The sequence below is a fragment of the uncultured Sphingomonas sp. genome, from assembly GCF_913774285.1.
Taxonomy (GTDB): domain Bacteria; phylum Pseudomonadota; class Alphaproteobacteria; order Sphingomonadales; family Sphingomonadaceae; genus Sphingomonas.
The window spans coordinates 114,532-135,571 of sequence record NZ_CAJYHX010000026.1 but is presented as its reverse complement, the minus strand read 5'-3'; the positions used below and the strand labels follow the sequence as shown (position 1 = coordinate 135,571).

The 21,040-nt window shown below is 67.0% G+C and carries 15 protein-coding genes and 1 pseudogene; 4 read left to right on the top strand and 12 right to left on the bottom strand.

Features of this window, described 5'->3' with window-relative positions; genetic code table 11:
* Positions 1–203: 203 nt before the first annotated feature.
* Positions 204–722, top strand: a complete 519-nt coding sequence (uraH, locus tag QZ670_RS13585; protein WP_294256339.1) for a hydroxyisourate hydrolase — start codon at positions 204–206, stop codon at positions 720–722.
* A gap of 256 nt (positions 723–978) precedes the next feature.
* Here the strand turns inward: uraH and QZ670_RS13580 are convergent, their stop codons facing one another.
* The 8 genes and pseudogenes from QZ670_RS13580 to QZ670_RS13545 form a co-directional block, all read right to left on the bottom strand.
* Positions 979–4,029, bottom strand: a complete 3,051-nt coding sequence (locus QZ670_RS13580) for a TonB-dependent receptor (RefSeq protein ID WP_294256336.1) — start codon at positions 4,027–4,029, stop codon at positions 979–981.
* Between the two features lie 340 nt (positions 4,030–4,369).
* Positions 4,370–5,314: a formylglycine-generating enzyme family protein gene (locus tag QZ670_RS13575; protein ID WP_294256332.1), complete on the bottom strand. Its 945-nt coding sequence runs from the start codon at positions 5,312–5,314 to the stop codon at positions 4,370–4,372.
* Positions 5,311–6,966 (bottom strand): arylsulfatase, encoded by a 1,656-nt coding sequence (locus QZ670_RS13570; RefSeq protein WP_294256330.1) that lies wholly within the window; start codon positions 6,964–6,966, stop codon positions 5,311–5,313. The genes QZ670_RS13575 and QZ670_RS13570 overlap by 4 nt, the downstream gene beginning before the upstream one ends.
* A 61-nt stretch (positions 6,967–7,027) precedes the next feature.
* Positions 7,028–7,969, bottom strand: a complete 942-nt coding sequence (locus QZ670_RS13565) for a TauD/TfdA family dioxygenase (protein WP_294256327.1) — start codon at positions 7,967–7,969, stop codon at positions 7,028–7,030.
* 18 nt (positions 7,970–7,987) lie between these two features.
* Complete coding sequence (locus QZ670_RS13560; RefSeq protein WP_294256326.1) at positions 7,988–9,385, bottom strand: MFS transporter; 1,398 nt, start codon at positions 9,383–9,385, stop codon at positions 7,988–7,990.
* A gap of 4 nt (positions 9,386–9,389) precedes the next feature.
* On the bottom strand, positions 9,390–11,798 hold the full coding sequence (locus tag QZ670_RS13555; protein ID WP_365894656.1) for a TonB-dependent receptor: 2,409 nt from the start codon (positions 11,796–11,798) through the stop codon (positions 9,390–9,392).
* A 305-nt stretch (positions 11,799–12,103) separates the two neighbouring features.
* Positions 12,104–13,015, bottom strand: a pseudogene (gene cysK, locus QZ670_RS13550) (cysteine synthase A); the annotation flags it as partial.
* A gap of 59 nt (positions 13,016–13,074) precedes the next feature.
* On the bottom strand, positions 13,075–13,518 hold the full coding sequence (locus QZ670_RS13545; RefSeq protein WP_294256324.1) for an Rrf2 family transcriptional regulator: 444 nt from the start codon (positions 13,516–13,518) through the stop codon (positions 13,075–13,077).
* A 185-nt stretch (positions 13,519–13,703) separates the two neighbouring features.
* Here QZ670_RS13545 and QZ670_RS13540 point away from each other — a divergent pair, with 185 nt between their 5' ends.
* From QZ670_RS13540 to QZ670_RS13530, 3 genes are all read left to right on the top strand, one after another.
* A complete protein-coding gene (locus QZ670_RS13540) occupies positions 13,704–14,000 on the top strand; it encodes a hypothetical protein (protein ID WP_294256323.1) in 297 nt (98 codons plus the stop codon).
* 107 nt (positions 14,001–14,107) lie between these two features.
* Positions 14,108–16,240, top strand: coding sequence for a TonB-dependent receptor (locus tag QZ670_RS13535; protein WP_294256321.1), 2,133 nt, complete (start codon positions 14,108–14,110; stop codon positions 16,238–16,240).
* Positions 16,240–17,304: a PepSY-associated TM helix domain-containing protein gene (locus tag QZ670_RS13530; protein WP_294256318.1), complete on the top strand. Its 1,065-nt coding sequence runs from the start codon at positions 16,240–16,242 to the stop codon at positions 17,302–17,304. The genes QZ670_RS13535 and QZ670_RS13530 overlap by 1 nt, the downstream gene beginning before the upstream one ends.
* Positions 17,305–17,344: 40 nt before the next feature.
* On the opposite strand, the gene acpA is transcribed toward QZ670_RS13530, so the two are convergent.
* The 4 genes from acpA to QZ670_RS13510 all read right to left on the bottom strand — a co-directional run bounded on the left by acpA (position 17,345) and on the right by QZ670_RS13510 (position 20,884).
* Entirely contained in the window at positions 17,345–18,994 is a 1,650-nt protein-coding gene (gene acpA, locus QZ670_RS13525) for an acid phosphatase (RefSeq protein WP_294256315.1), read from the bottom strand.
* A 91-nt stretch (positions 18,995–19,085) separates the two neighbouring features.
* Positions 19,086–19,919, bottom strand: coding sequence for a nickel permease (locus QZ670_RS13520; protein ID WP_294256312.1), 834 nt, complete (start codon positions 19,917–19,919; stop codon positions 19,086–19,088).
* Positions 19,916–20,113 carry a DUF1289 domain-containing protein gene (locus QZ670_RS13515; RefSeq protein ID WP_294256311.1) on the bottom strand — a complete coding sequence of 66 codons (198 nt, stop codon included), beginning with the start codon at positions 20,111–20,113 and terminating at the stop codon, positions 19,916–19,918. Before QZ670_RS13515 ends, QZ670_RS13520 begins: the two co-directional genes overlap by 4 nt.
* 399 nt (positions 20,114–20,512) lie before the next feature.
* A complete protein-coding gene (locus QZ670_RS13510; protein WP_294256307.1) occupies positions 20,513–20,884 on the bottom strand; it encodes a DUF6683 family protein in 372 nt (123 codons plus the stop codon).
* Between the last annotated feature and the right edge of the window lie 156 nt (positions 20,885–21,040).

The following is a 21,040-nucleotide window of genomic DNA, read 5'->3' as shown; positions in this document are numbered from 1 at the left end:
TCCGTACACGGAAGCCTTGCGATCGCCGTGCAGGTCTCCGACGCCGACAGCCGGTATCTTCCCGTCCAGCCATCCGAGGCATCGCGCTGGCGCGGTGCGGATCGCGCCGCATCTGTTCTTTCGTTCCGGGGAACTTGCGCAAGCCAAATGGCACCAGATCAACCCTGTCGACAGGGTTTTGCGAGTGGTTGCCGCGGATGAAGATGAAGCGGCCGCATGCGGTGCCGCTGCCGTGCCAGGTGATGTACCTCTTGCAGGAGCTGCGTTCGCGTCCACGAACAGGGCGCGAGTCGGTCAAACCGCAAACGCTTTTAAGGAGAATTAGGATGAAGATCGTTGCCGCAATGGCGTTGCCGCTGCTGTTTCTCGCGGTTCCCGCGACGGCCGCAGAAATCTCGACCCATGTTCTCGATCTCGCCAAGGGCGTGGGCGGCAAGGACGTGCCGGTAACCTTGTCGAAGAAGGCAGCCGACGGGCGCTGGGTGGAGGTCACCCGTGCACGAACGGATGAAAATGGACGGGTGCGCAGCTTCGGCGATCCCGCCGGCTTGGATGCGGGCGTTTATCGCCTGCAGTTCGACATGACCGCCTATCCGAACGGCGCGTCGGCTCCCTTCTTCCCGGAAATCACGCTCACCTTTCGCGTGGACGATCCGAAGGCGCATTATCATGTGCCGATCGTAGTCAGCCCGTACGGCTATTCGACCTATCGCGGAAACTGACCATGGGCCGGCGCTGAACGGATGATGGCGGGGGCGGGAGAGGATGGCGGCGGGCGCCGCGAGCCGTTTGCTGAGGTCCCGCGATCACCCGTTCGCGCCGCCCTTCCCCGACCGACACCGGTGCCCTCGCTCGTTTCGCACCGCAGCCGATCGGAACCAGGCGTGGGAGCGTCAGCAATGCCGAGACGGCAAAACGGACGCTCCCGATAATGTCGCATCGCCTATTCTGCCGCGGACGGCAGGGCAGGCGGCGAAGTTAGAACTTCACCTCTGCGGTAAGGCGGTAGCTGCGCCCGAAGATCGCATCGAATGCCTTGTTGGTGCTGAACTCGGGCACCGGGCCGGCATAGCTCACGCCCATGTTGAACACGTTGTTCACGATCGCGCGGAGCCGGAAATGGTCGTTGACCATCACGCCCATCGAGGTGTTGGCCATCCAATAAGGCGACACGCCATAATATTCATAGTTGCTGGCGGGGTTGTTGGGATTCACCTTGGTTGGGCCGTCATACAGGACCGTCCACGACCAGTCGAAGCGCTTGGTCTGCCAGTCGATCATCGTCGTCACCGCATCGGCCGGCTCGCCGATGGCGTCATGCGCATATTGCACGCTGCCCGTGCCGACCACCGACTGGTTCGTGAATTCGTGCAGGTAGTTGGAACTGATGTTGAGCACGCCGGCGCCCTCGGGGAGGCCGAGGCGGCTCAGCTTCAGCGAATAGCGCGCAGAGGCCTGCAGAGCGCGATAGTTCTGCGACGCGATGTTCAGGAACGTGTCGGAGAAGCCGGTGATCTGGTGGCTGTTGGGGTCGCGCGTGAACGCCGAGCAGAACGGCGAGTTGGGATAGCCGGCAGAGTCATAGCAGGCCTGCATGATGCTCTGGACGCCCGGCTGCACGATCTCGTTCTTGATGTCGATATGGATATAGTCGGCCGTGAGGACGAGGCCGGGGAGGAAGGGTACGGCGTAGTTGCCGCCCACGGTCCAGCTATTGGCGATCTCGTTGTTCAGCGCCGGGTTGCCGCCGCCGAGCCCCTTCACGGTCGAATCGACGATCTGCGACGTGAAGCCGGCGGGCACGCCTGCCGCGGCGCAGTTCCGCGCCCGGACCGCGGCATTGGTACCGCCCGCGATGAAGCGCGAGTCACACGGATCGTTGCCGGTCTCGAACGAGGTCGCGATCGGCGCGAACGCCTCGGTGACCGACGGCGCCCGGAAGGAGCGGGTATAGTTGCCGCGTAGCGTCAGGCCGTTGATCGGCGACCAGTTGCCGCCCCCGGTATAGGACCAGAAGCCGCCGTTCAGCGAATTGTCGGTATAGCGCGCCGCGCCATGCAGCGTCAGTTCGCGCAGCAGCGGGATATGCATGTCGGGCGAGAGCACCGGCACGGTGACTTCGGTGAAGCCCTCATGCGTGTAGTAGGAACCACCCACCGGCGCGATCACCGCATATTGGCTGTACGCGCCGGAGAAGAATGCGCCCGGATCGAAGGACTGGCTTTCACGCCGGATTTCGCCGCCGACCACCGCCTGCAGGTCGCCCGCCGGCAGATGGGCCAGCGCGCCCTTGACGTCGAACACCGCATCGAACTGCTTGTTGACCTGGCGGCTGATCGCGGGTGCGTTGATATAGTTCAGCGCTGCCTGGCTGACATTGCCCGTCCCGAAGATGTTGAGCGGCGCGCAGGTGCTGCTCAGCGTCGCGATCGGCGCGTTGGTGTAGCCCGGCGCACAGGTGATCTGACCGTTGGGCCCGACGACGGCATTGAGCGCGTTCTGGATGTTCTGCCAGACGAGGCCGGTCTGGCTCGAGGTGCTGTTGACCTGGCCATAGGTGATCGTGCCTTCCCAGGTGAACTTGTGCGAGCCGATCGCGAAGTCGCCGTCGAGCCCGGCGACGCCGCGGGCGAGCGAAGAGCGCGTGGTGAAGGCGCCGGCAAACAGATCCGTGTTCGCGCGGGCGAGATAGAATTGATCCGTCGGCTGTCCGGACGCTGCCAGGGACGCCTGGATCGTCGCCTGGTCCGCCGCGCTCAGGAACGGATTGGTCGAGGAGACGGCATAGTTGCCATAGGCGAGCCCGGCGCCGCCCGGGCCCGAAAACAGCGCGGTGTTGTAGAGCGTCTGGTCGGCCTTGTTGGTCGCGATGTTGCGGCTCGCCCAGGCTTCCGCATGGAACCGGAGATGGTCGCTGAAATCGTAATGCCCCATCAGCACGCCCTGGATGCGCTTGCTGTCGGTCAGCAGATTGCCATAGTCGGCCGTCCGGAAGCCGTCGCCGCCGGCCTCGTCGGTAAAGCTGCCTACCACCGTGCCATGTTGGAACGGCACGAGCTGGCCCGCCTTGTTGAAGACGAGCGCCTGCCCGGCGGCATTGGTGATCGCCTGATAGGGCGCGCCGAACAGCGGGTCCGCCGCGCCGCCCGCCGAAAGACCGTTGAACGGCAGATTGTCGATTGCGGTCGGAAGACCGGTATTGGTGACCACCGAGAACCGGTCGCCGCCGAAATAGGCGATGTTCGTCGGGCCCGAGGCACTGGTCGTCTTGCCGAAGAACGGCCGGTCCGCGCTGGTCACGTACCGGGAGGCGGTGGTCAGGCCGTCCTGATGGTCATAGAAGACGTTGAGCGTGATGTTGCCGCGCCCGCCGCCGAAATTCTTGCCCGCCAGCAGTGACACATTGCTGTTCGCGCCATCGCCCCGCTCGGAGATGCCGTTGCTGGCAGTGACGTCGATCCCGCTGAAATTCTTCTTGAGAATGATGTTCACCGTGCCGGCGATCGCGTCGGAGCCATAGATCGGCGCGCCGCCGACCGAAACCACGTCGATGCGCTCGACGAGCGCAGGCGCGATCTGGCCCAGATCCACCGGCGTGCCGGCCGATGCCCCGAAGATGCTCGAAGCGGCCGCCGAAACGAAGCGGCTGCCGTTGACGAGCGTCAGCGTGCGTTGCGCCCCGAGATTGTACAGGTTGCTGAACGACTGGCCGGCGCCGTAGCTGCCCTGTCCGCCGACCGTGCTGTTCGCCGGTACCCCGAATTGCGGCTGGTTGGTCAGCGCCTGGCCAATTTGGGTGAAGCCCTGGTTGACGATGCTGTCGCCGGTGATCGCAACGACCGGCTGGTCGGCGACCTTGCCGCTCGTGCGTGTGCCGGTAACGACGATCTCGCTGCTGCTATCCTTCGTGCCTCCCTCCTGTCCGGACGGGGCGGCAGGGCGCTCCTGGGCGTGGGCCGATGTTCCGGCGACAAGCACCAGCGCCAGAATCGAGCTGGTCGTTAGGAATTTGCAGCTGCTTAGGGACATTCGGAACACCTTTCGTGAATTCATCGAGCGGGAAAGACCAAACCGCACTCATCCGTGTCCAATGAAAACTCGTTTAATGTTCAATCATGTTCGCGAATGTGATATTTCGGGGACAGTTTATTGCAGATTTATACCGATGTTTTCTTCGGTGAAATATTGTAGATCTCATTTTGCACTTGTTGTTGTTTGGATCAAGCGTCGGTTCACGGCGGCGATCCGCCGGGGCTGAGCACCGTTCGCGCGACGCCCAGCCCGGGACGGCGTCGAGCTTGGCGGCACCCGGCAGAGAACCGGCGGGGCAACCTTTCCCAGCACGGCAAAGGCTAACGGGTTCAGTCGGTTACCGGCTCACGGTGCGAAAGCCGAGATGCGATGCGGCAAGCGTCTCTTCCTGGGCGTGGCGCGCAGCGGGGCGATAGCGGGCGCAATAGTTGCTGGCGCAGAGATAGGAGCCGCCCTTGATCACCCGCGCCCTGGCGTCAGGCTGGCGCGGGTCGAAACTCGGATTGCCGGGTGATCCGTCGCCGACCGCGAACGGCGCGTGGCTTGGCAGGTACCAGCTCTCGGTCCACTCCCAGACATTGCCGATCAGGTCATAGGCGCCCGCGCCGTTGGGCTTGAAGCATCCGGCGGGCGCGCGACCCGTGTAGCCGTCGCGATTCGTGTTGGTGTTCGGGAAGCTGCCCTGCCAGAAATTCGCACGGTCCGGGTTGGGCTCGGCATCCGGGTCCGGGATGCCCACCCGGGCGGCCGCCTCGAACTGCTCCTCGCTAGGCAGCGCGCGGCCCGTCCAGCGGGCATAAGCCTGGGCATCGGCGAAGGTGACAGCCACCACCGGCTCCTCCTCATGCCCAGCGATGCTGCTGCTTGGCCCCTCGGGATGCCGCCAGTTTGTGCCGGGCACGAAGCGCCACCAGCGGCGCGGATCGGGTTCGTCGATCGCAGTCTTGGGCGGCACGAACACGAAGGCGCCGCCGCCGGGCTTCTCCGCCTCGGTGCGGTAGCCGGTCGCGGCCACGAACGCGGCGAACTGGCGGTTGGTGACCTCGTGCGCGTCGATGTCGAAGGCGGGCACCTCGGTTTCGGTGGGCGGGCCTTCCTCGGGATAATAGCGGCTGCTGCCCATCACGAAGCGGCTGGCAGTGATGCGCACCGGCCGGTCGAGATGGCTGCCCGCGCAGACCCGCGGCGGCCCGGCAGGGGTGGGCGCCGCGGCCGGGCGGGTCGCCCAGAGCAGCGGCAGGGCGACCAGCGGCGGCAGCGCAAGGAGCGCGACCGGCTTCACGGGAAGGTCGCCGGGGTGGACTGCATCACCACGCCCGCGCCCTTGGCATAGGCATCCCACGCTGCCACCAGCGTCTTCAGTCGCTGGGGCTGGTCGGCGGCGCGATCGCGGGTTTCGCCGGGGTCCTCGGCGAGGTTGTAGAGCTTCCAGCCGTCGCCGAGATCGACGATCTTCCAGTCGCCCTGCCGGATCGCGCGGCGGCCGAACAATTCGGTGCCCACGATCTCCTTCGGCCCGTGCACCGCCTTGGCGGTTCCACGCAGATAAGGAAGCCAGCTGGCGCCGCGCACCGGCTGCACCGTGCGGCCGCCATAGCTGCTGCCCTGCCAGCTGCCGCCGGCCGCCTCGACCAGCGTCGGCACCACGTCCATCACCGTGCCATAGGCATGGCTGATCCCGCCCTGGCGCTTCCTGCCGGGATAGAAAAGGAAGGCCGCGACGCGCGTGCCCCCTTCGCTGGTGAAGCCCTTGTAGAGGAAGGACGGCGTGGTCGCCGCCTGCGCCCAGCCCGGACCATAGGCGGTGTAGGAGGTCGCCGCGCCGAGATTGTCGAGCCGGTTATCCGCCGCCTTGAGCCGCGCCGCCGTGGTCGGCAGCTTGGTGGTGGCGAGGTCGATGCCTTCCGCGCCATTGTCGGCGAGGAACAGGATGATGGTGTTGTCATACTGTCCGGTCGCCTTGAGGTGGGCGATCACCTTGCCGACATTCTGGTCGAGCCGATCGACCATCGCGGCATAGACTTCCATCAGCCGCGCCTGCTCGCGCCGTTCGGTGGGCGGGAGATGCGCCCAATCGCGCCCGTCGGGCAGTACGAACGGGTGCGGCTTGACGCCCGCGGGCACCAGCCCCAGCGCCTGCTGGCGCTTCAGCCGTTCGGCCTGCAGTACCTCGAACCCGGTGTCGTAGCGGCCGTGATATTTGGCAATGTCTTCCGCCGGCGCCTGGAGCGGCCAGTGCGGCGCGGTGAAGGTGAGGTAGGCGAAGAAGGGCTTGGCCGGATCGGCATGCCCGAGGAATCCGATCAGTTTCGCGGCATAGGCATCGGACGAGTAGAAGTCCCTGGGCAGGCTGGGCAGCGTGACGCCGTTCTCGCGATAGGTCGCCTGGCCGGGCAGCGGGGTCGCCGTCGCGTCGATGCCGAAGTGATTGGCACCGCCCTGGAGCAGGGTGAAGGCCTGGTCGAAACCGTGGCGGGTCGGATCGTCCTGCGGGCGCGTGCCGAGGTGCCATTTGCCCGACATCGCCGTCGCGTAGCCGAGGTCGCGCAGCCGCTCGGCGAGAGTCACCACATCGTCGGGCAGATAGCCCTGATAGCCGGGCTTGCCGATCTGGTTGGGTGCGACCAGCTCGGCCATGTTGCCGAGGCCCGCCAGATGGTTGTCGGTGCCCGATAGCAGCATCGACCGCGTCGGCGAGCAGGTCGGCGCGGCGTGGAAACCGGTGAGGCGCAGGCCGTGCTCGGCGAGCGCGTCGAGATTGGGCGTGTGGATTTCGCCGCCGAACGCGCCGAGGTCCGAATAGCCGAGATCGTCGGCGACGATGATCAGGATGTTGGGCCGCTTGGTCGGCGGGGCGGGGCGGGGCTGGTCCTGCGCCACCACGGCGGGCGAGGGGAGCAGCAGCAGGAGCAGGGCGGCGAGGCGGAGGCGCATCGGGTGGCGGTTCCGAAAAAATGCCGCGCCCCCGGAGGAAGCGCGGCAGTGGGGTGGGAAATCAGGCGGCGGCTTCGACCGCGGCGACCGGCTCGGGCTTGAGCACCCGGCTGGGCGCCCCATCGACCCCGCGCGGCACGTCCCCGGCGATGGTCGCGCGGCGCAGCGTGCGGCGCTGGTGGCCGAAATCGGCGATGGCGCGGTGCTGGGTGGCGCGATTGTCCCAGATCGCCACGTCGCCCGGGCTCCAGCGCCAGCGCACCGTGTTCTCGGGCTTGGTCGCATGGTCCTGCACGATGCCGAACAGCCGGGCGAAATCCTCGCGGCTGAAGCCGACGAAGCTCTTCACGAAGCTGCCGAGCAGCAGCAGCTTCTCGCCGGTCACCGGGTGGACGCGGACCACCGGATGTTCCGTCTCATAGGCTGTGGAGGCGAATACCTCGCGGTGGCGGCGGACCTGCTCGCTGGTCGCCTCGGGGCGCTGCTGGGCATAGTCAAAGGCGTTGGTGTGGACGGCACGCAGGTTCTCGACCAGCGCCTTGAGCGGTTCGGGCAGCGTCTCGTAGGCGGTCACCGCATTGGCCCAGAGCGTGTCGCCGCCGGCGGGCGGGATGGTGATCGCGCGCAGGATCGAGGCGGCGGGATAGGCGGGCAGGAAGGTGATGTCGGTATGCCAGGCCGAGGCGGCCTCGCCTTCCTTGCTGTCCAGCTCGAGCAGGAAGCGCGAGCCCGGCGCCACCGGCACGGTCGGGTGTGCCAGCGGGTCGCCGAGGCGCTCGGCAAAGGCTTCCTGTGCGGCATCGTCGAGATGCGTCTGGTTGCGGAAGAAGATCACCTTGTGCCGGTAGAGCGCCGCGCGGATCGCCTCGACGGTGGCGTTGTCGATGTCGCCGCCCAGCCGTACGCCGCGGATCTCGGCGCCGATGCGCCCGGCCACGGGGTGGACGTCGAGCACGCTGTCGGCGTCGGCGGCATTGGGGAAGTCATGCGTCTGGATCGTCATGTGCATTCTCCTTCAGGGTCAGAGTGGAAGTTGGCCGGCGGCGCGCGCATCGAGCGCGCGACGGATGGTGGCATGGCGCTGCGCATCGAGCGGGAAGCGCCAGATGATTGCGGCAGAGAGGATGTGGGCGAGGGCCGGGCCAAGCGCGAAGACGAGCTTCAGCGTCTCCAGCGCCTCGGGCGTGTTGGCGCCCTTGGGGCTGAACCCCATCCAGGCGACGAAGGGTAGGGCGATGCCGATGCCGATCGCCGGCCCCGCCTTGGTGGCGAGGCTGAACACCGAGAAGAGCAGGCCGGTGCGGTTGTGGCCGGTCTCCAGCTCGTGATGATCGGCGACGTCGGCGATCATCGCGCGGAGCATCAGGTTGCCCGAGCCCTGCGCCAGCCCCTGCGCGATGGTGAGCGCCAGCAGCAGCCCGATCGCGCCGGGAACGACGAACAGCAGCCCGAGGTTGATTGCGACCTGGACCAGCTCGCCGGCAATCGCAGTCTCGCGCTTGCCGAGGCGCCGGCCGATCTGCAGCCAGAGCGGCGCGGCGAAGACGCCGAAGACGAACTGGAACAGGTACAGGCCGCTCGCCCAGCCGGGCGCGCCCATATAGTTCACTGCGAAGAAGGTGATCAGCCCGGCGCGGATCGACTGGCCGGCGGTGACCGCCACGTCCGAGGCGAGCACGCGGACCAGCAGCCGGTCGCGCAGGATCAGGCTGGCGGTGCGGAGAAAGCCTTCGGGGCGGGGTTCCAAGGCGGGGCGCGGCGGCTCGCGAAAGGCGGTTAGGCTCAGCACCAGCGCGGGCGCGAGGGTGAGCAGGATGAAGCCGCCGACGACATGCAGCTTGAGCGCGATGTCGGCGGGGCGGAGCTGTTCGAGCAGCGTCGGGAGGATCAGCACGAGCAGCAGGCCGGATGCTTGCGCAGTCTGCTGGAAGGTCACCGATCGGGTGCGACCATGATAGGCGCCCGACAATTCCCCGGTCCAGGCGGAGAAGGGCACCTCGATCATCGTCCAGCCGGCGTAGAAGATGAAGAGCGCGGCCGCGAGGTAAAGCGGCGCCACCGCCGCGGGCGGGAAGAAGAGCAGGGCCGAGCCCAGCCCGAAGAGCAGCCCGCCCGCCGCGATCCATGGCCTGCGCCGGCCGAAGCGGCTGCGGGTGCGGTCGCTCAGCACGCCGACGATCGGATCGGCGGCGACGTCCCAGAAGCGGCCGAGGAAGAAGATCAGCCCGATCGTCGCCAGCGAGAGCCCGTAATGGCTGGCGTAGAGCTGGGGCACGAACAGGATCAGCGGCAGCCCCGCCCCCGCGATCGGGATCGCCAGCGAGGCGAAGCCGATCAGCCGCCACGCCGGGGGCTCGTCGGCGTGGATCGGCGGGGAGGCGATGCGGAACCGGGTGTCGTGGGCGGGGATCGTCGCCATGGGCTCACCATTTCGTCCGGAGGGTGGCGCCCAGCGTGCGCGGGTCGCCGAGGATCGCGGAAACGAGCCCGGTGTTCGCGACGCTGAGCGTCTGGAAATAGTTCTTGTCGAAGAGGTTGCGGGCCCAGACCGAGAGGTCGAGCCGACCCTTGTCCAGCCGCACGCCGATACGCGCGTTGACCAGGTCATAGCCGGGGACGAGCCCGTAGCGGCTGTTGCTGGCGACGGTGTAGTAATTGGAGCGCCATGACCAGTCGGCATGGCCGTAGAGGGTGATCCGGTCGGTCAGCGCATGGCTGGCGTCGGTGCCGAGCGAGGCGGACCATTTGGGCACGCCCGCCAGCCGCTGCCCGCTCATGTTCTGGAGCGGCGACCCGCCGGGCTGGGCGGTGGTAGGGTTAAGCGCCTCGACCGGTGTCGGCCCGTTCGGATAGTTCCGATAGGTCGCGTCGGTATAAGCGAGTGCCGCCGTAAAGCCGAGTGCGGCGATAGGCTGCCAGGCCAGGTCGGCCTCGAACCCGCGCGAGCGGACCTTGGGGATATTGGCGATGTAATTGATGTAGCTGTTGGTGCCGATCACCTGCTGGACGATCGTGGTCTGATAATTAGTCACGTTCGCCCAAAAGCCGGCAAGGTTCGCAGTTAGGGTGCGGCGGAACAGCTGGGACTTGAGGCCGATCTCGTAATTGTCGGTCTGCTCGGGATCGACCACGGCGCTGACCCCGGCGGGAATGGTGGTCAGGTTCAGCCCCTGCGACTTGGTGCCGCGCGAGTTGGTCGCGTAAAGCAGCACGTCGTCGACCGGCTTCCAGCTGAGCGTTGCCAGCCACGACCAGCTGTCGTCCTTGGCATTCACGCCGTAGTTGGCGGGCGGGGCGAGGCCGTTGCGGATTGCCTGGGCGCGCGTCGCCTGCGCCGGGGTCAGCGCGGCGAGCGACTTGCCGTCGGTCTGCAGCGAGACATAGCTCCCCCATTTGTCCTCATGGGTGAAGCGCAGCCCGGTGGTGAGGCTGAGCCGCGGATCGATGTGCCAGGTGGTCTGCGCGAAGGCGGCAATGCTGCGGGTGTGCGGATCGGAGCGCGAGCGCGAGGTGAAGCCGTTTACCGCGGCGTCGGAGACCGCCAGCGCGTCGGCCGGATAGAGCCAGTTCGGCGCGTCCGCCCCATAGATCGCGGACCCTACGCCGCGCACCACCTGCCAGAAATAATAGCCGCCGATCAGCCAGTCGACGCGGTGCTCGCCATTGGAGGCGATGCGGACTTCCTGACTGAACTGGCGCTGGAAATTCTGCTGGTTGCTTTGGAGGTTCACCGACAGCCGGGTGACGTCGGAATCGTTCGACGGATACCAGTTCCAGTGCCGCCCGGCGGTGATCGAGGTGATCGTCGCCCCGCCCAGGTCATAGTCGACCTCGCCCGAGAGGCCCCAGGTGTCCATGATCGCGTAGAAGGGCGAGTTGGCGTCCGTCTTGCGCGCGAAGAGATCGAAGGGGAGGGGCGTATAGCTGGCGCGGGCCGCACGCTGGAGCCAGTTGTTGGCGATGCTCGCGCCATTGGCGTAGCTGGTGAAGACCGAGACCGGCAGGTTGATGCAGCATTGCTGGCGCTGGTTCGAATAGTCGCCGATCAGCCGGATCGACAACCCGGAGAGCGGCGTGACGAGGAGCTGCCCGCGGGCCGTGAAGTCGTCATAGTTATGGACGTCACGGCCCGTCGTGACATTGTGGATGAAGCCGTCGCGGTGCGTTTCGGCCAGGCTGATCCTCGCGGCGGCGAGGTCGGCGAGCAGCGGGCCGCTCAGCGAGCCGCGCAACTGGCGATAGCCATAGTCGCCGAAGCTCGCCTCGCCCTGCGCCTCGGTGGTGAAGCTCGGCAGGCGCGAGCTGATGTTGATCGCGCCTGCCGTCGTGTTCTTGCCGAACAGCGTCCCTTGGGGCCCGCGCAGCACCTCGACGCGCTCGAGATCGACCAGGTCGAACTGGCTCTGCCCCGGCCGGCCATAATAGACGCCGTCGATATAGAGGCCGACGCCGTTCTCGATCCCGTCATTGGTCAGTGCGACATTAGAGCCGAGGCCGCGAATGTTGATGTTGGTGTTGCGCGGGTTGAAGCTGAACACCTGCAGTGCGGGTACCAGCTGCTGGATCTGGTCGAGCCGATAATCGCCACGTGCCGCCAGCGTCTCGCCGCCGATCGCGGTGAGGGCGATCGGCACGTCCTGTGCGCGCTCAGTGCGGCGGCGGGCGGTGACGAGGATGTCGTCGCCGTCAGCCGCGGGCGCGGCATCGCCGTCGCCGGGCATCGCCGCCGGCAGTGTGCCCACCGGATCGGTGGCGGCCAGCTGGACGGTCTGGGCCTGGGCGGCCCCGGCGCAGAGCGCAGCAAGGCTTGCGCCGGCAAGCCATGCCGGCACGGACGAGTAAAACGACAATGGAGTCTCCCTGCAAGACGGTCTTGGCCGATCGTCTCCGCCGGGCACAATCCTCCCTTGCCCTCGCGCGGGAATGCGAAGGGGCGGGGACAGCGGCAGCGGTGGATCGTCGGCGCGGTGGAGCCGGAAAAGGGGGTCAGCGGCCCCGGTACGGCGGTCGGATCATGGTTCCTCCCTTATGGCGATGTCTTATGTCTACCTTGCTAGTAGAGATTTAGAAGCTAGTTCGGCTTGGTGCCGGTCAAGTCCAGCTTGGCCGCGGAAGAAAGCGCTGCTTTACCGTCCGTCTCGGCAACGAAGCCGGGGACGGAGAGATAGCGTTCGCCGGTGTCATAGGCGAAGCCCAGCACGCGCAGCCCGGCAAGTTCGGGAAGCTTGGCCGCGATCGCCGCCAGTGTCGCGCCCGAGCTGGGCCCGACGAGCAGCCCCTCGCGCCGTGCGGCGGCCTGGGCGAACCACAGGGCGGCTTCGGCTTCGACCCGGACCACCCCGTCGAGCATGTCGGCGTGAAGATTGGTCGGCACGAAGCCCGCGCCGATTCCCTGGATCGGATGCGGCCCGGCGCGCCCGCCGGAAAGCACCGGCGAGGCGGCGGGCTCCACTGCGAACACCTGCAGGCCGGGCCATTCCATCTTCAGCGTTTCGGCGAGCGCGGTGATGTGACCGCCCGTCCCGACGCCGGTGACGATCGCATCGATCGGCTCGTTGCGGAAATCAGCAAGGATCTCGATCGCGGTGGTGCGGGCATGCGCATCGATATTGGCGGGATTGTCGAACTGGCGCGGCATCCAGGCGCCGGGTATCGCCGCGACCAACTGCTCGGCGCGAGCGATGGCGCCGGCCATGCCCTGCTCGCGCGGGGTCAGTTCGAATGCGGCGCCGTACGCCTGCATGAGCCGGCGCCGCTCGATCGACATGCTTTCGGGCATCACCAGGATCAGGCGGTAGCCTTTCACCGCCGCCACCATCGCCAGACCAACGCCGGTGTTGCCGCTGGTCGGCTCGACGATGATGCCGCCGGGCGAAAGCGCCCCGCTGCGCTCGGCCGCCTCGACCATGGCCAGCGCGATCCGGTCCTTCAGCGATCCGCCGGGGTTGCCGCGTTCGGATTTGATCCAAACCTCGGCGTCCGGAAACAGCCGCGCCATCCGGATGTGCGGCGTATTGCCGATCGTACCGAGGATGCTTGCTGCCCGCATGTGGATCTACCCCTTGTTATGGGGCGAGCGTAATTCCTATCTGATAGATGGGCAATATATCACGGCTTGTCCGTGGGCAACTCCAGATTGGTCGTCGGAAATGCATCGGCGAGGGTGACACCGTCCAGAATATGCGCGGTTTCGTCGCGGACGCGCAGCATCAGGTTGCGAAGCCGGCACACCGCCTCGGGCACGCAATTCTCGCAATGCTCGTGCGCGTCGCGACTGGCGCAGGGAACCAGCGCGATTGATCCGCGCATCAACCGGATGATGTCGCCGATCCGGACGTCGGCGGGCGAGGGCACCAGCACATAGCCGCCCGAGCGCCCGCGCTGCGCGCGCACCAGCCCCTCGCGTCCCAGCTCGGATAGGATGACCGTCAGGAACTTGGCGGGGATGTTCTGCGCCGACACGATCTCGGCCAGCGGCACGACACCCTGGCCGTGGCGATCGGCGAGATGTTGCAGGGCGCGGAGCGCGTAGCGGCACTTCTGCGAAAGCATGCGGCGCTATGCCTTTCGACCCGCGCGATTTCAACTCGCGAGGCGCGGCAGCGAACAGCGGCGACCGGGGCCGCTATCACGCGATGGCTATGCCGCGCGGCCCAGCCCGGGCAATCGGCCGTTGCCCTTCCATACGCCTTCCAGAAAATCGTGACCCTCGGCGCTCCGGTCGCTACCAGCAGCGGATGGCGAAAAAGAAGCGCTACCTTACCGCGACGATGGCGGACGGCTATGTGAAGACCATCGGTCCCACGGCCGCGCCCTTCACCCATTTCTGGCGGATCGTCGCGGTGCTCGACAATGGCAAGACCGAGGTCTTCTGGGGCCACAGCAAGTCGGCGAAGGAGGCACTCGGCAAAAAGACGGCGCTGGCAGAGGCGGCGAAGAAGCGCGCCTGGGCCAGCTTTGCCTTCGAGGTTGTCGAACTGCGCGAGAGTCCAGCCGCCGCGGGGGGCGGCTCGGGAGGAGATCCGATCGCATAGAGCCTGGCCGCAGCATCAAAACAGCTGCGCGACTGCAAAATTGCTAATGCGAGGCTGTTGCAAAATGTACGGTTGTTTCCTATCGGCCCCACGGAAAGGGGATCGGGATGAAGTTCGCACTCGGCGTGATCGCCGCAGCCACCATCTGGACGGGAAGCGCGAAGGCGCAGGACAGTCATTCCGACGGCGACGTCTCCACCTCCGCGCGTGAGGACATCGTCGTCACGGCCGCGCGGACACGCCTGCCGGCCAGCGCGCTGCCGCTGACCGTTGACGTCATCGATCGCGAGACGCTTTCGCGTCAGGTCGCGGTCTCAGGCTCTACGGTGGATGCAGTCTCCGCACTGCTGCCGTCCTTCTCGCCCACGCGCGAGAAGATCACCGGCTTCGGCGAAACGCTGCGCGGCCGGTCGCCGCTTTACGCGATCAACGGCATCCCGCAGACGACACCGATCCGCGACGGCGCACGCGACGGCTACACCATCGATCCCTTCTTCATCGATCGGGTGGAGGTGATCTACGGTTCCAACGCCCTGCAAGGCATCGGCGCGACCGGCGGGGTGGTCAACCAGGTGACCGTGGCGGCGCCCAAAGAGAATGGGTGGAACGGGCGGACCCTGCTCCAGGGCAATAGCGGCGACGATTTCTCTGGCGCTTCGCTTGGCGGCAAGATCGCCGGCCTGGTCAACGTCCGCAGCGGCCGGTTCGATGCCACCGGCGGGGTTGCCTTCGAGCGGCGCGGCGTCTTCCTTGACGGGCGCGGGCGTCGCATCGGCCTCGACGGCAACCAGAGCGAGATCCAGGATACGGACAGCCTGTCCTTCTTCGGACGGGCAGGGCTCGATCTCTCCGATACTGCGCGCATCGAAGTGATCGCCAACCGGTTCAGGCTGGAGGGCAACAACCATTACCTCCCCGTCGACGGGAACCGGGCTTTGGGCATTCCCGCCACCAGCCGGCGCGGGGCGACGCCGGGCCAGCCTTCGACGGGCCTAGCCGAGATGGTGTCGGCCTCCCTCACCGACGGCGATCTGGCCGGCGGGGCGTTCACGCTGCAAGGCTTCTACAACCGCACCAGCGACACCTTTGCCGGTGGTGTCCTGGCGACGTTCCAGGACGCACGCATCGCGCCGGTCGGCACGCTGTTCGATCAATCGCGCAACGTGTCCCGCAAGATCGGCGGTAAGATCAGCTACGAACGTGCGGTACCGGGCTTCGAGGCGCTGACGCTGACCGCCGGGTTCGACGCGCTGATCGACCGCACCAAGCAGGACCTCGTCCAGACAGGCCGCGCCTGGGTGCCGCAGACCGATTTCCGTAGCCTGGCGCCGTTCGGGCAGGCCAATCTGAAGCTGTTCGACGGCGTCGTGCGGCTCGCCGGCGGGCTGCGCTACGAAAACGTCCAGCTCGACATTCCGGATTATACGACGCTCGCCAGTGCCGGTGCGCGGGCAGTCACCGGCGGCAAGCCCTCGTTCGAGCGCGCGTTGTGGAACGGCGGGGTGGTGGTGGAGCCGATCAAGGGCATCCGCGCCTATGGCAGCTATGCGGAAGGCTATACGATCGCCGATATCGGGCGTGTTCTCCGCGGGATCACCCAGCCCAACGTCCGCATTGCCGATTTCCTCGACCTTACGCCCGTCGTGTCGAACAATCGCGAGATCGGCGTCGAAGTCACCCGAGGCCCGCTCGACGCCAGCGCCACCTATTACTGGTCGTCGAGCGATCTGGGCCAGGTGCTCGTTCGCGGCAGCGACGGCATCTTCAACGTTTCGCGCCAGCCGATCGACATCGAAGGCCTGGAAGTGAATCTGAGCGTCCGCACGCCGCTGCCGGGGCTGAAGCTCGGCACCGGCTTCGCCCATGTCAACGGGCGCACGGACACCAACGGGGATGGCAGGATGGATGCCGATCTCGACGGCGCCAACATTTCGCCGGACCGGCTGAATCTCAATATCGATTATAGCCTCGGCGGGTTCAGCGCGCGCCTGCAGGGCCGCTACTATCTGTCGCGCCGCTTCGAGGGGCAGCCGATCGCCAACGACTTCGTCGGCTACCGGCTGTTCGACGCCTATATCGCCTATGAACTGCCGGTGGGCCGGGTGATGCTGAGCGTCCAGAACCTCGGCAATACCGACTATGTCACCTATTACAGCGACACGCAGGGGCCGACCGACAATGCGCGTTTCTACACCGGCCGCGGCCGCAACTTCACGCTGAGCTGGCAGGCCGGATTCTGATGCACCTTCTCGTCCTGCTGCACCGCTGGATCGGCGCCATCGGCGGCCTGTTGCTCGCGTTGCTGGGCCTGACGGGTGCGCTGCTCGTGTGGCGGGACGCCCTGACCTTCGTGCCTCATGCGGAGGATTCCGTCCGCGACGATCCAGCGTTGCTGGCGAAGGTCACGAGCATCGTTATGAGCGGGCATCCGCCACCCGATCGCATCACCTTCGCCGGCCATGGTCTCGGTGTACACCAGGTCGTCTTCAAGGACGGCAGCGGCGCCTATCTGAGCCAGGCAGGAGAGACGGTCGCCCGCTGGTCCGCATCGTGGCAACGTCCGGAGCTCTGGCTGTTCGACCTCCACCACCGCCTGCTGCTGGGGGACACCGGGGAGGCGATCACCGGCGTCGCCGGTCTGGTCGGGCTGTTCTTCGTCGTCACCGGGGTTGTCCTCTGGTGGCGGACGCGGCGTCGCTTTCGCCTGCGACCGTGGCCTGCGACGATGAAGCCCGGCGCGATCGTCCACCATCACCGCGACATGGGCGTAGTGGCTGCGCCCTTGCTGCTCGTGTCGCTGGTGACCGGGGTACTGATGGTTTTCCCCGCTCTGGGCGGCAGCCTGCTCGTCGAAGCGCGGTCGCGGCCGCCGCGGGTCGAGATCGGGGCGGCGCAGGGAAGCCGTGACCTGACGCCGCTGTTCGAGGCTGCCGCAGCGGCATTTCCAGGCGCCGAGTTCCGCCGCCTGCAATGGCCGCGAAAAGCCGGTACCCCCTTGGCCCTGCGGCTTCGCCAGCCCTTCGAATGGACGCCGAACGGCCGAACCTTCGTCTATGCCGACCCAGTGACGCTGAAGATCATCGGCCGTGCCGACCCGTCGACGGGAGGTGCTGCGGCATCGATCCGGGAGAAACTCTATCCGATTCACGCCGCCAAGGCCGGTGGCCTGGCATGGAAGCTCGCGATGAGCGCGTCCGGCGTCGCGCTCGCGCTGCTCGGCAGCCTGGCCGTGTACGCATTCTGGCGAACGCAATGGGCCATGCGTCAGGCCAGACGCAGGAAGGCCAAGGCAAAAGCCCGGTAGACGTCACCTGCCGGTGAGGTCGCGTATCGCCATCACCATATCAGCCGATGATGAGGGCGCCGGTGAGGTCTCCCGGCGCCGGACCGCCCGCGGCGACCATCGCGCGCTCGCGCTCCACCAGGCCGGGTAACGGGGGCAGGCTGAAGCGCCGGGTTAGGAAGCGTGCGATCGAGCCGGTGTCGTAGATGCTGTGGTCGACATAGCCGCGTTTCGCGAAGGGGGAGACGATCACCGCCGGAATGCGGGTGCCGGGGCCCCAGCGATCGCCCTTCGGCGGGGGCACATGATCCCACCAGCCGCCATTCTCGTCGAAGGTGATGACGACGAGCATCTTGTGCCATTGCGGGCTGCGGCGCAGCGCATCGACCACCACCGCGATATGCTGGTCGCCCGCCTCGACGTCCGAATAGCCGGCATGCATGTTGAGGTTGCCCTGCGGCTTGTAGAAGCTCACCGCGGGCAGCGAGCCGGCCGCCACATCGGCGAGGAAGTGGTTGGTCCGCGGCGTCTCGCCTTCGCCCGCGTCGCGCAGATGCTTGGCGCGCGCGGCGGTGCCGGGCGCGAACTGCTCGAAATAGTTGAGCGGCTGGTGGTGCGGCTGGAAGTTGGGGCGGCTTGGGAAGCTACCGTCATTCGCATGGCCTGCCAGCGCGGCAGCCCAGCCGCCGGCATACCAGGCCCAGGAAACGCCCTTGGCGGAAAGCAGGTCGCCGATCGTCGCATGGCGCTGCGGTACCATCGTCTTGGCATCGCTCCAGTCGGCATAGCCGGGGCGTTCGGGATCCAGCTGGTAGGTCGGTGCATAGGGCGGCAGCATCGTGTTGACCGACCAGAAGTCCGGGGTGAGCGAACTCGGCACGAAGTCCGGCGGGCCGTCCATCGCGCTCTTGGGTGATACGGCCCTCAGCTTGAGGCGGATGCCCTTGGGGTCCTCGCCCTCGACCTGCGCAATGCGGCCGCGGGCCGGGCTCTTGTCCGCATCGGGATAGAAGGGCGGACGGGCGGCGACGAGATACTGGTGGTTGAGATAGGACCCGCCGAACGCACCCATGAAGAAGCGATCGCACAGCGTGAACTCGCGCGCGATCTGCCAGAGGCGCAGCTTGGCAGAGGCCTCGCCATAATGGCCCATCACCAGCGCGCCGCTATCCCCCCACGCGACGAAGCCGTCGTTGCGGCCGCCGTTGATCTGCAGTTGATTCTGGTAAAAGGCGTGGACGAGGTCGCGGGTCACCACGCCGTGGGGCAGCGGATCGCCCTCCGGCGTCGCCAGCGCGAAGGGCGCGTTGGCGAGCGGCGGCAGATCGTCCGGCCCGATCTTGTAGCGGCGATGCTCGACCACCTGCTCGTCGGGAACCATGCCTTCCCAGACCTTGGGCAGCGCCTTCAGCATGGAGCCGTCCCGATCGCGCTGGGCGGTGCGCGCAGGGGGCGCCGCAGCGAGCGGATCGGCGAGGCCGGGGAAGCCGGCGAACAGATTGTTGAAGCTGCGATTTTCGGCATAGATCACGACGACGGTCTCGATCTCGGCCAATCCTCTCGCGCCGCGCGGCGCGGCCTCGGACGGCGCGGCTGCCATCACACCGGCCATGCCGACGACGCCGAGCAACGCGCGCCGCTCGGGATTGGCGAGGTGCTCGGGGGCGGCGGCGGGCTCGGGGGCAGGGGTCTCGTCGTCGTGCATCATCATGTCTCCGGTTCTAGCATGTGCTCATGCAACAGCGTGATGCCCAGCGCCGATTTGAAAGGCGGGCCCAACCCGATGCGCCGCACCTTGATGGCTATGGCGAAATCCGCCTGGAAATCTTGTGCTTGGCGCTCGGGCGCGCTTCCCTGCAGTTGCCGCGCCAGCGGCCGGCGAGCAGCAGAAGGACGATGGTCGCAGCGGCGGCGACGCCGAACGCGGTGAATGCCCCGTCCGGCAGCGCGACGTCCAGCCCCGCCAACTCGGCCAGCGCATAGCCGGCGGTGCCGAAGCTGAGCGTCACCACCAGCCAGCCCACCGCACGGCGATAGCGCTGCATGGTCGCGGCGGCGCGGCCGCGGGTGCGCAGCAGCCGGGCGACGATCTGGCTGTCGAGCGTATCGGCCAGCATCATGCCCAAGGCGAAGGTGGCGGCGATCACCAGTGCGGCCGTGGTGCCGCCCCTCGTGGTCGCCGCCGCGCCCCAGGCCGCCGCCTGGGTGGCGGTATCGAACACCAGCCCGAAGATCGCTCCGATCGCGACTACCGCCAGCGGATGGGTGCTGTTGCGCAGCCGCTTGGGTACCAGCCCGCTGCGCCAACCTACGGGCGTATAGCGCGCCTGGGTCAGCAGCGCGTGCAGGTTCAGCGTGCCGACGATCAGCAGCAGGCCGATTACAGCGACGTCGACGAGCGGCGCCGTCCAGGTTGGCAGGGCGAAGACACCCGCCGCCAGCGACACACTGATGGCAACGGCGGCGACCGACAAGCTGTGACCGATCGCGAAGAACGTGCCTGCCCAAAGCGCCAGCCGCGGTCGTGCTTCGACCGTACGGAACACGATGTTGTCGATCACCGCGACATGATCGGGGTCGAGCCCGTGGCGCAGCCCGAGCACGAAGATCAGCCAAAGCGCCGAAAACTCGATCATGCCTCTTCCTCGGTCACTCGCACGCCACGCGCGTCAAGCTTCGCCAGCCGCGCCGGCAGTGCCTTGCTGATCGCCAGCAGCCGCGGGCGGGGTGCCTTCTTCCATTCGCGGCATTCGGGCAGGGTCCGCCCGCACGCGACGCACCAGCCGGTGCGGCCATCAAATCGGCAGACGCTGATGCACGGGCTCTTCATGCCTGACCGCTGTACGTCGGTAGGCTTGGAATCGCCGTTGAGCGGCATGGCGGCGTAAGGGAAAAAAGACAGGTCACAAACACTCACATGATACAATGTATCATTCATCATCGCGGATGTGGCGGAAGGAATCAAGCGCCGGGCCTCGCTGCGGCGACGGCAGCATTGCTGTGGTGCCTGCGATACCCGCGTCGACGCCCCGGGCGCTGCGATCCTTGCGCGTCATCGCTTCGCGGGGAAATGCCCGGCCTTCCGGCCAGCCGATGGAGGGGATGTTCGCCCGTCTGCCTCGGTCGACGTCTTGCCGGCCTTAGCGATCGCGCCAGCGGGAAAGGCAACGATGGGCGGAGCCGTGCGCGGCGCCGACCCGGTCGCCGGCGAGGCGCCGCACCCGCTGCTCTACGCAGCGATGTGGGCGGCTCCGGGGTTGCGCACATCGTTGCTGCCGACCCGCGCCGGAACGAAGCCCTTTGTCGTCAGATCGATCGAATCGAGATCGAGGCCCATGGGCTTGGCGCTCCGGCGCACCGCGTCGCCGATGGCGCGCAGGCGAGCCGCATCGCCTTTGGCCTGTTGGACCGAAATGTCCGTCAACGTGGACTGGATCCACAATGCCTCGGCGAGTTCCTGCTTCTGTGCGTCCGAAGCGCTGGCGATCTCGCCAGTTGCCAGGATGGCGCGTGCAGCCTGTGCGCGGACGGCGGCCAGGATGGCGGGCGGCGGCTCGTCATTGTTACCTCGCGCGGCGTGCCATGCGGTGATCCACCACACGCATAGGCGTCGGTGACATTGTCGATCCGCAAGCCGTGCGGCGCGACCTGCTTGCCGATCCGTTCGATGAAGTCACCCTCGGCGAACACTTTCTGCAGATCGGCAGCGCCACGCGGATCGACGGCGCGCGTTTTCTCGACAAAGGCGGCGAGATTG

Coding starts and splice junctions, on each gene's coding strand:
- QZ670_RS13530 (WP_294256318.1), top strand. CDS start 16,240: ATGCACCTTCTCGTCCTGCTGCACCGCTGGATCGGCGCCATCGGCGGC.
- acpA (WP_294256315.1), bottom strand. CDS start 18,994: ATGATGATGCACGACGACGAGACCCCTGCCCCCGAGCCCGCCGCCGCC.
- QZ670_RS13560 (WP_294256326.1), bottom strand. CDS start 9,385: ATGGCGACGATCCCCGCCCACGACACCCGGTTCCGCATCGCCTCCCCG.
- QZ670_RS13565 (WP_294256327.1), bottom strand. CDS start 7,969: ATGACGATCCAGACGCATGACTTCCCCAATGCCGCCGACGCCGACAGC.
- uraH (WP_294256339.1), top strand. CDS start 204: ATGAAGCGGCCGCATGCGGTGCCGCTGCCGTGCCAGGTGATGTACCTC.
- QZ670_RS13520 (WP_294256312.1), bottom strand. CDS start 19,919: ATGATCGAGTTTTCGGCGCTTTGGCTGATCTTCGTGCTCGGGCTGCGC.
- QZ670_RS13515 (WP_294256311.1), bottom strand. CDS start 20,113: ATGAAGAGCCCGTGCATCAGCGTCTGCCGATTTGATGGCCGCACCGGC.
- QZ670_RS13540 (WP_294256323.1), top strand. CDS start 13,704: ATGGCGAAAAAGAAGCGCTACCTTACCGCGACGATGGCGGACGGCTAT.
- QZ670_RS13580 (WP_294256336.1), bottom strand. CDS start 4,029: ATGTCCCTAAGCAGCTGCAAATTCCTAACGACCAGCTCGATTCTGGCG.
- QZ670_RS13570 (WP_294256330.1), bottom strand. CDS start 6,966: ATGCGCCTCCGCCTCGCCGCCCTGCTCCTGCTGCTGCTCCCCTCGCCC.
- QZ670_RS13535 (WP_294256321.1), top strand. CDS start 14,108: ATGAAGTTCGCACTCGGCGTGATCGCCGCAGCCACCATCTGGACGGGA.
- QZ670_RS13545 (WP_294256324.1), bottom strand. CDS start 13,518: ATGCTTTCGCAGAAGTGCCGCTACGCGCTCCGCGCCCTGCAACATCTC.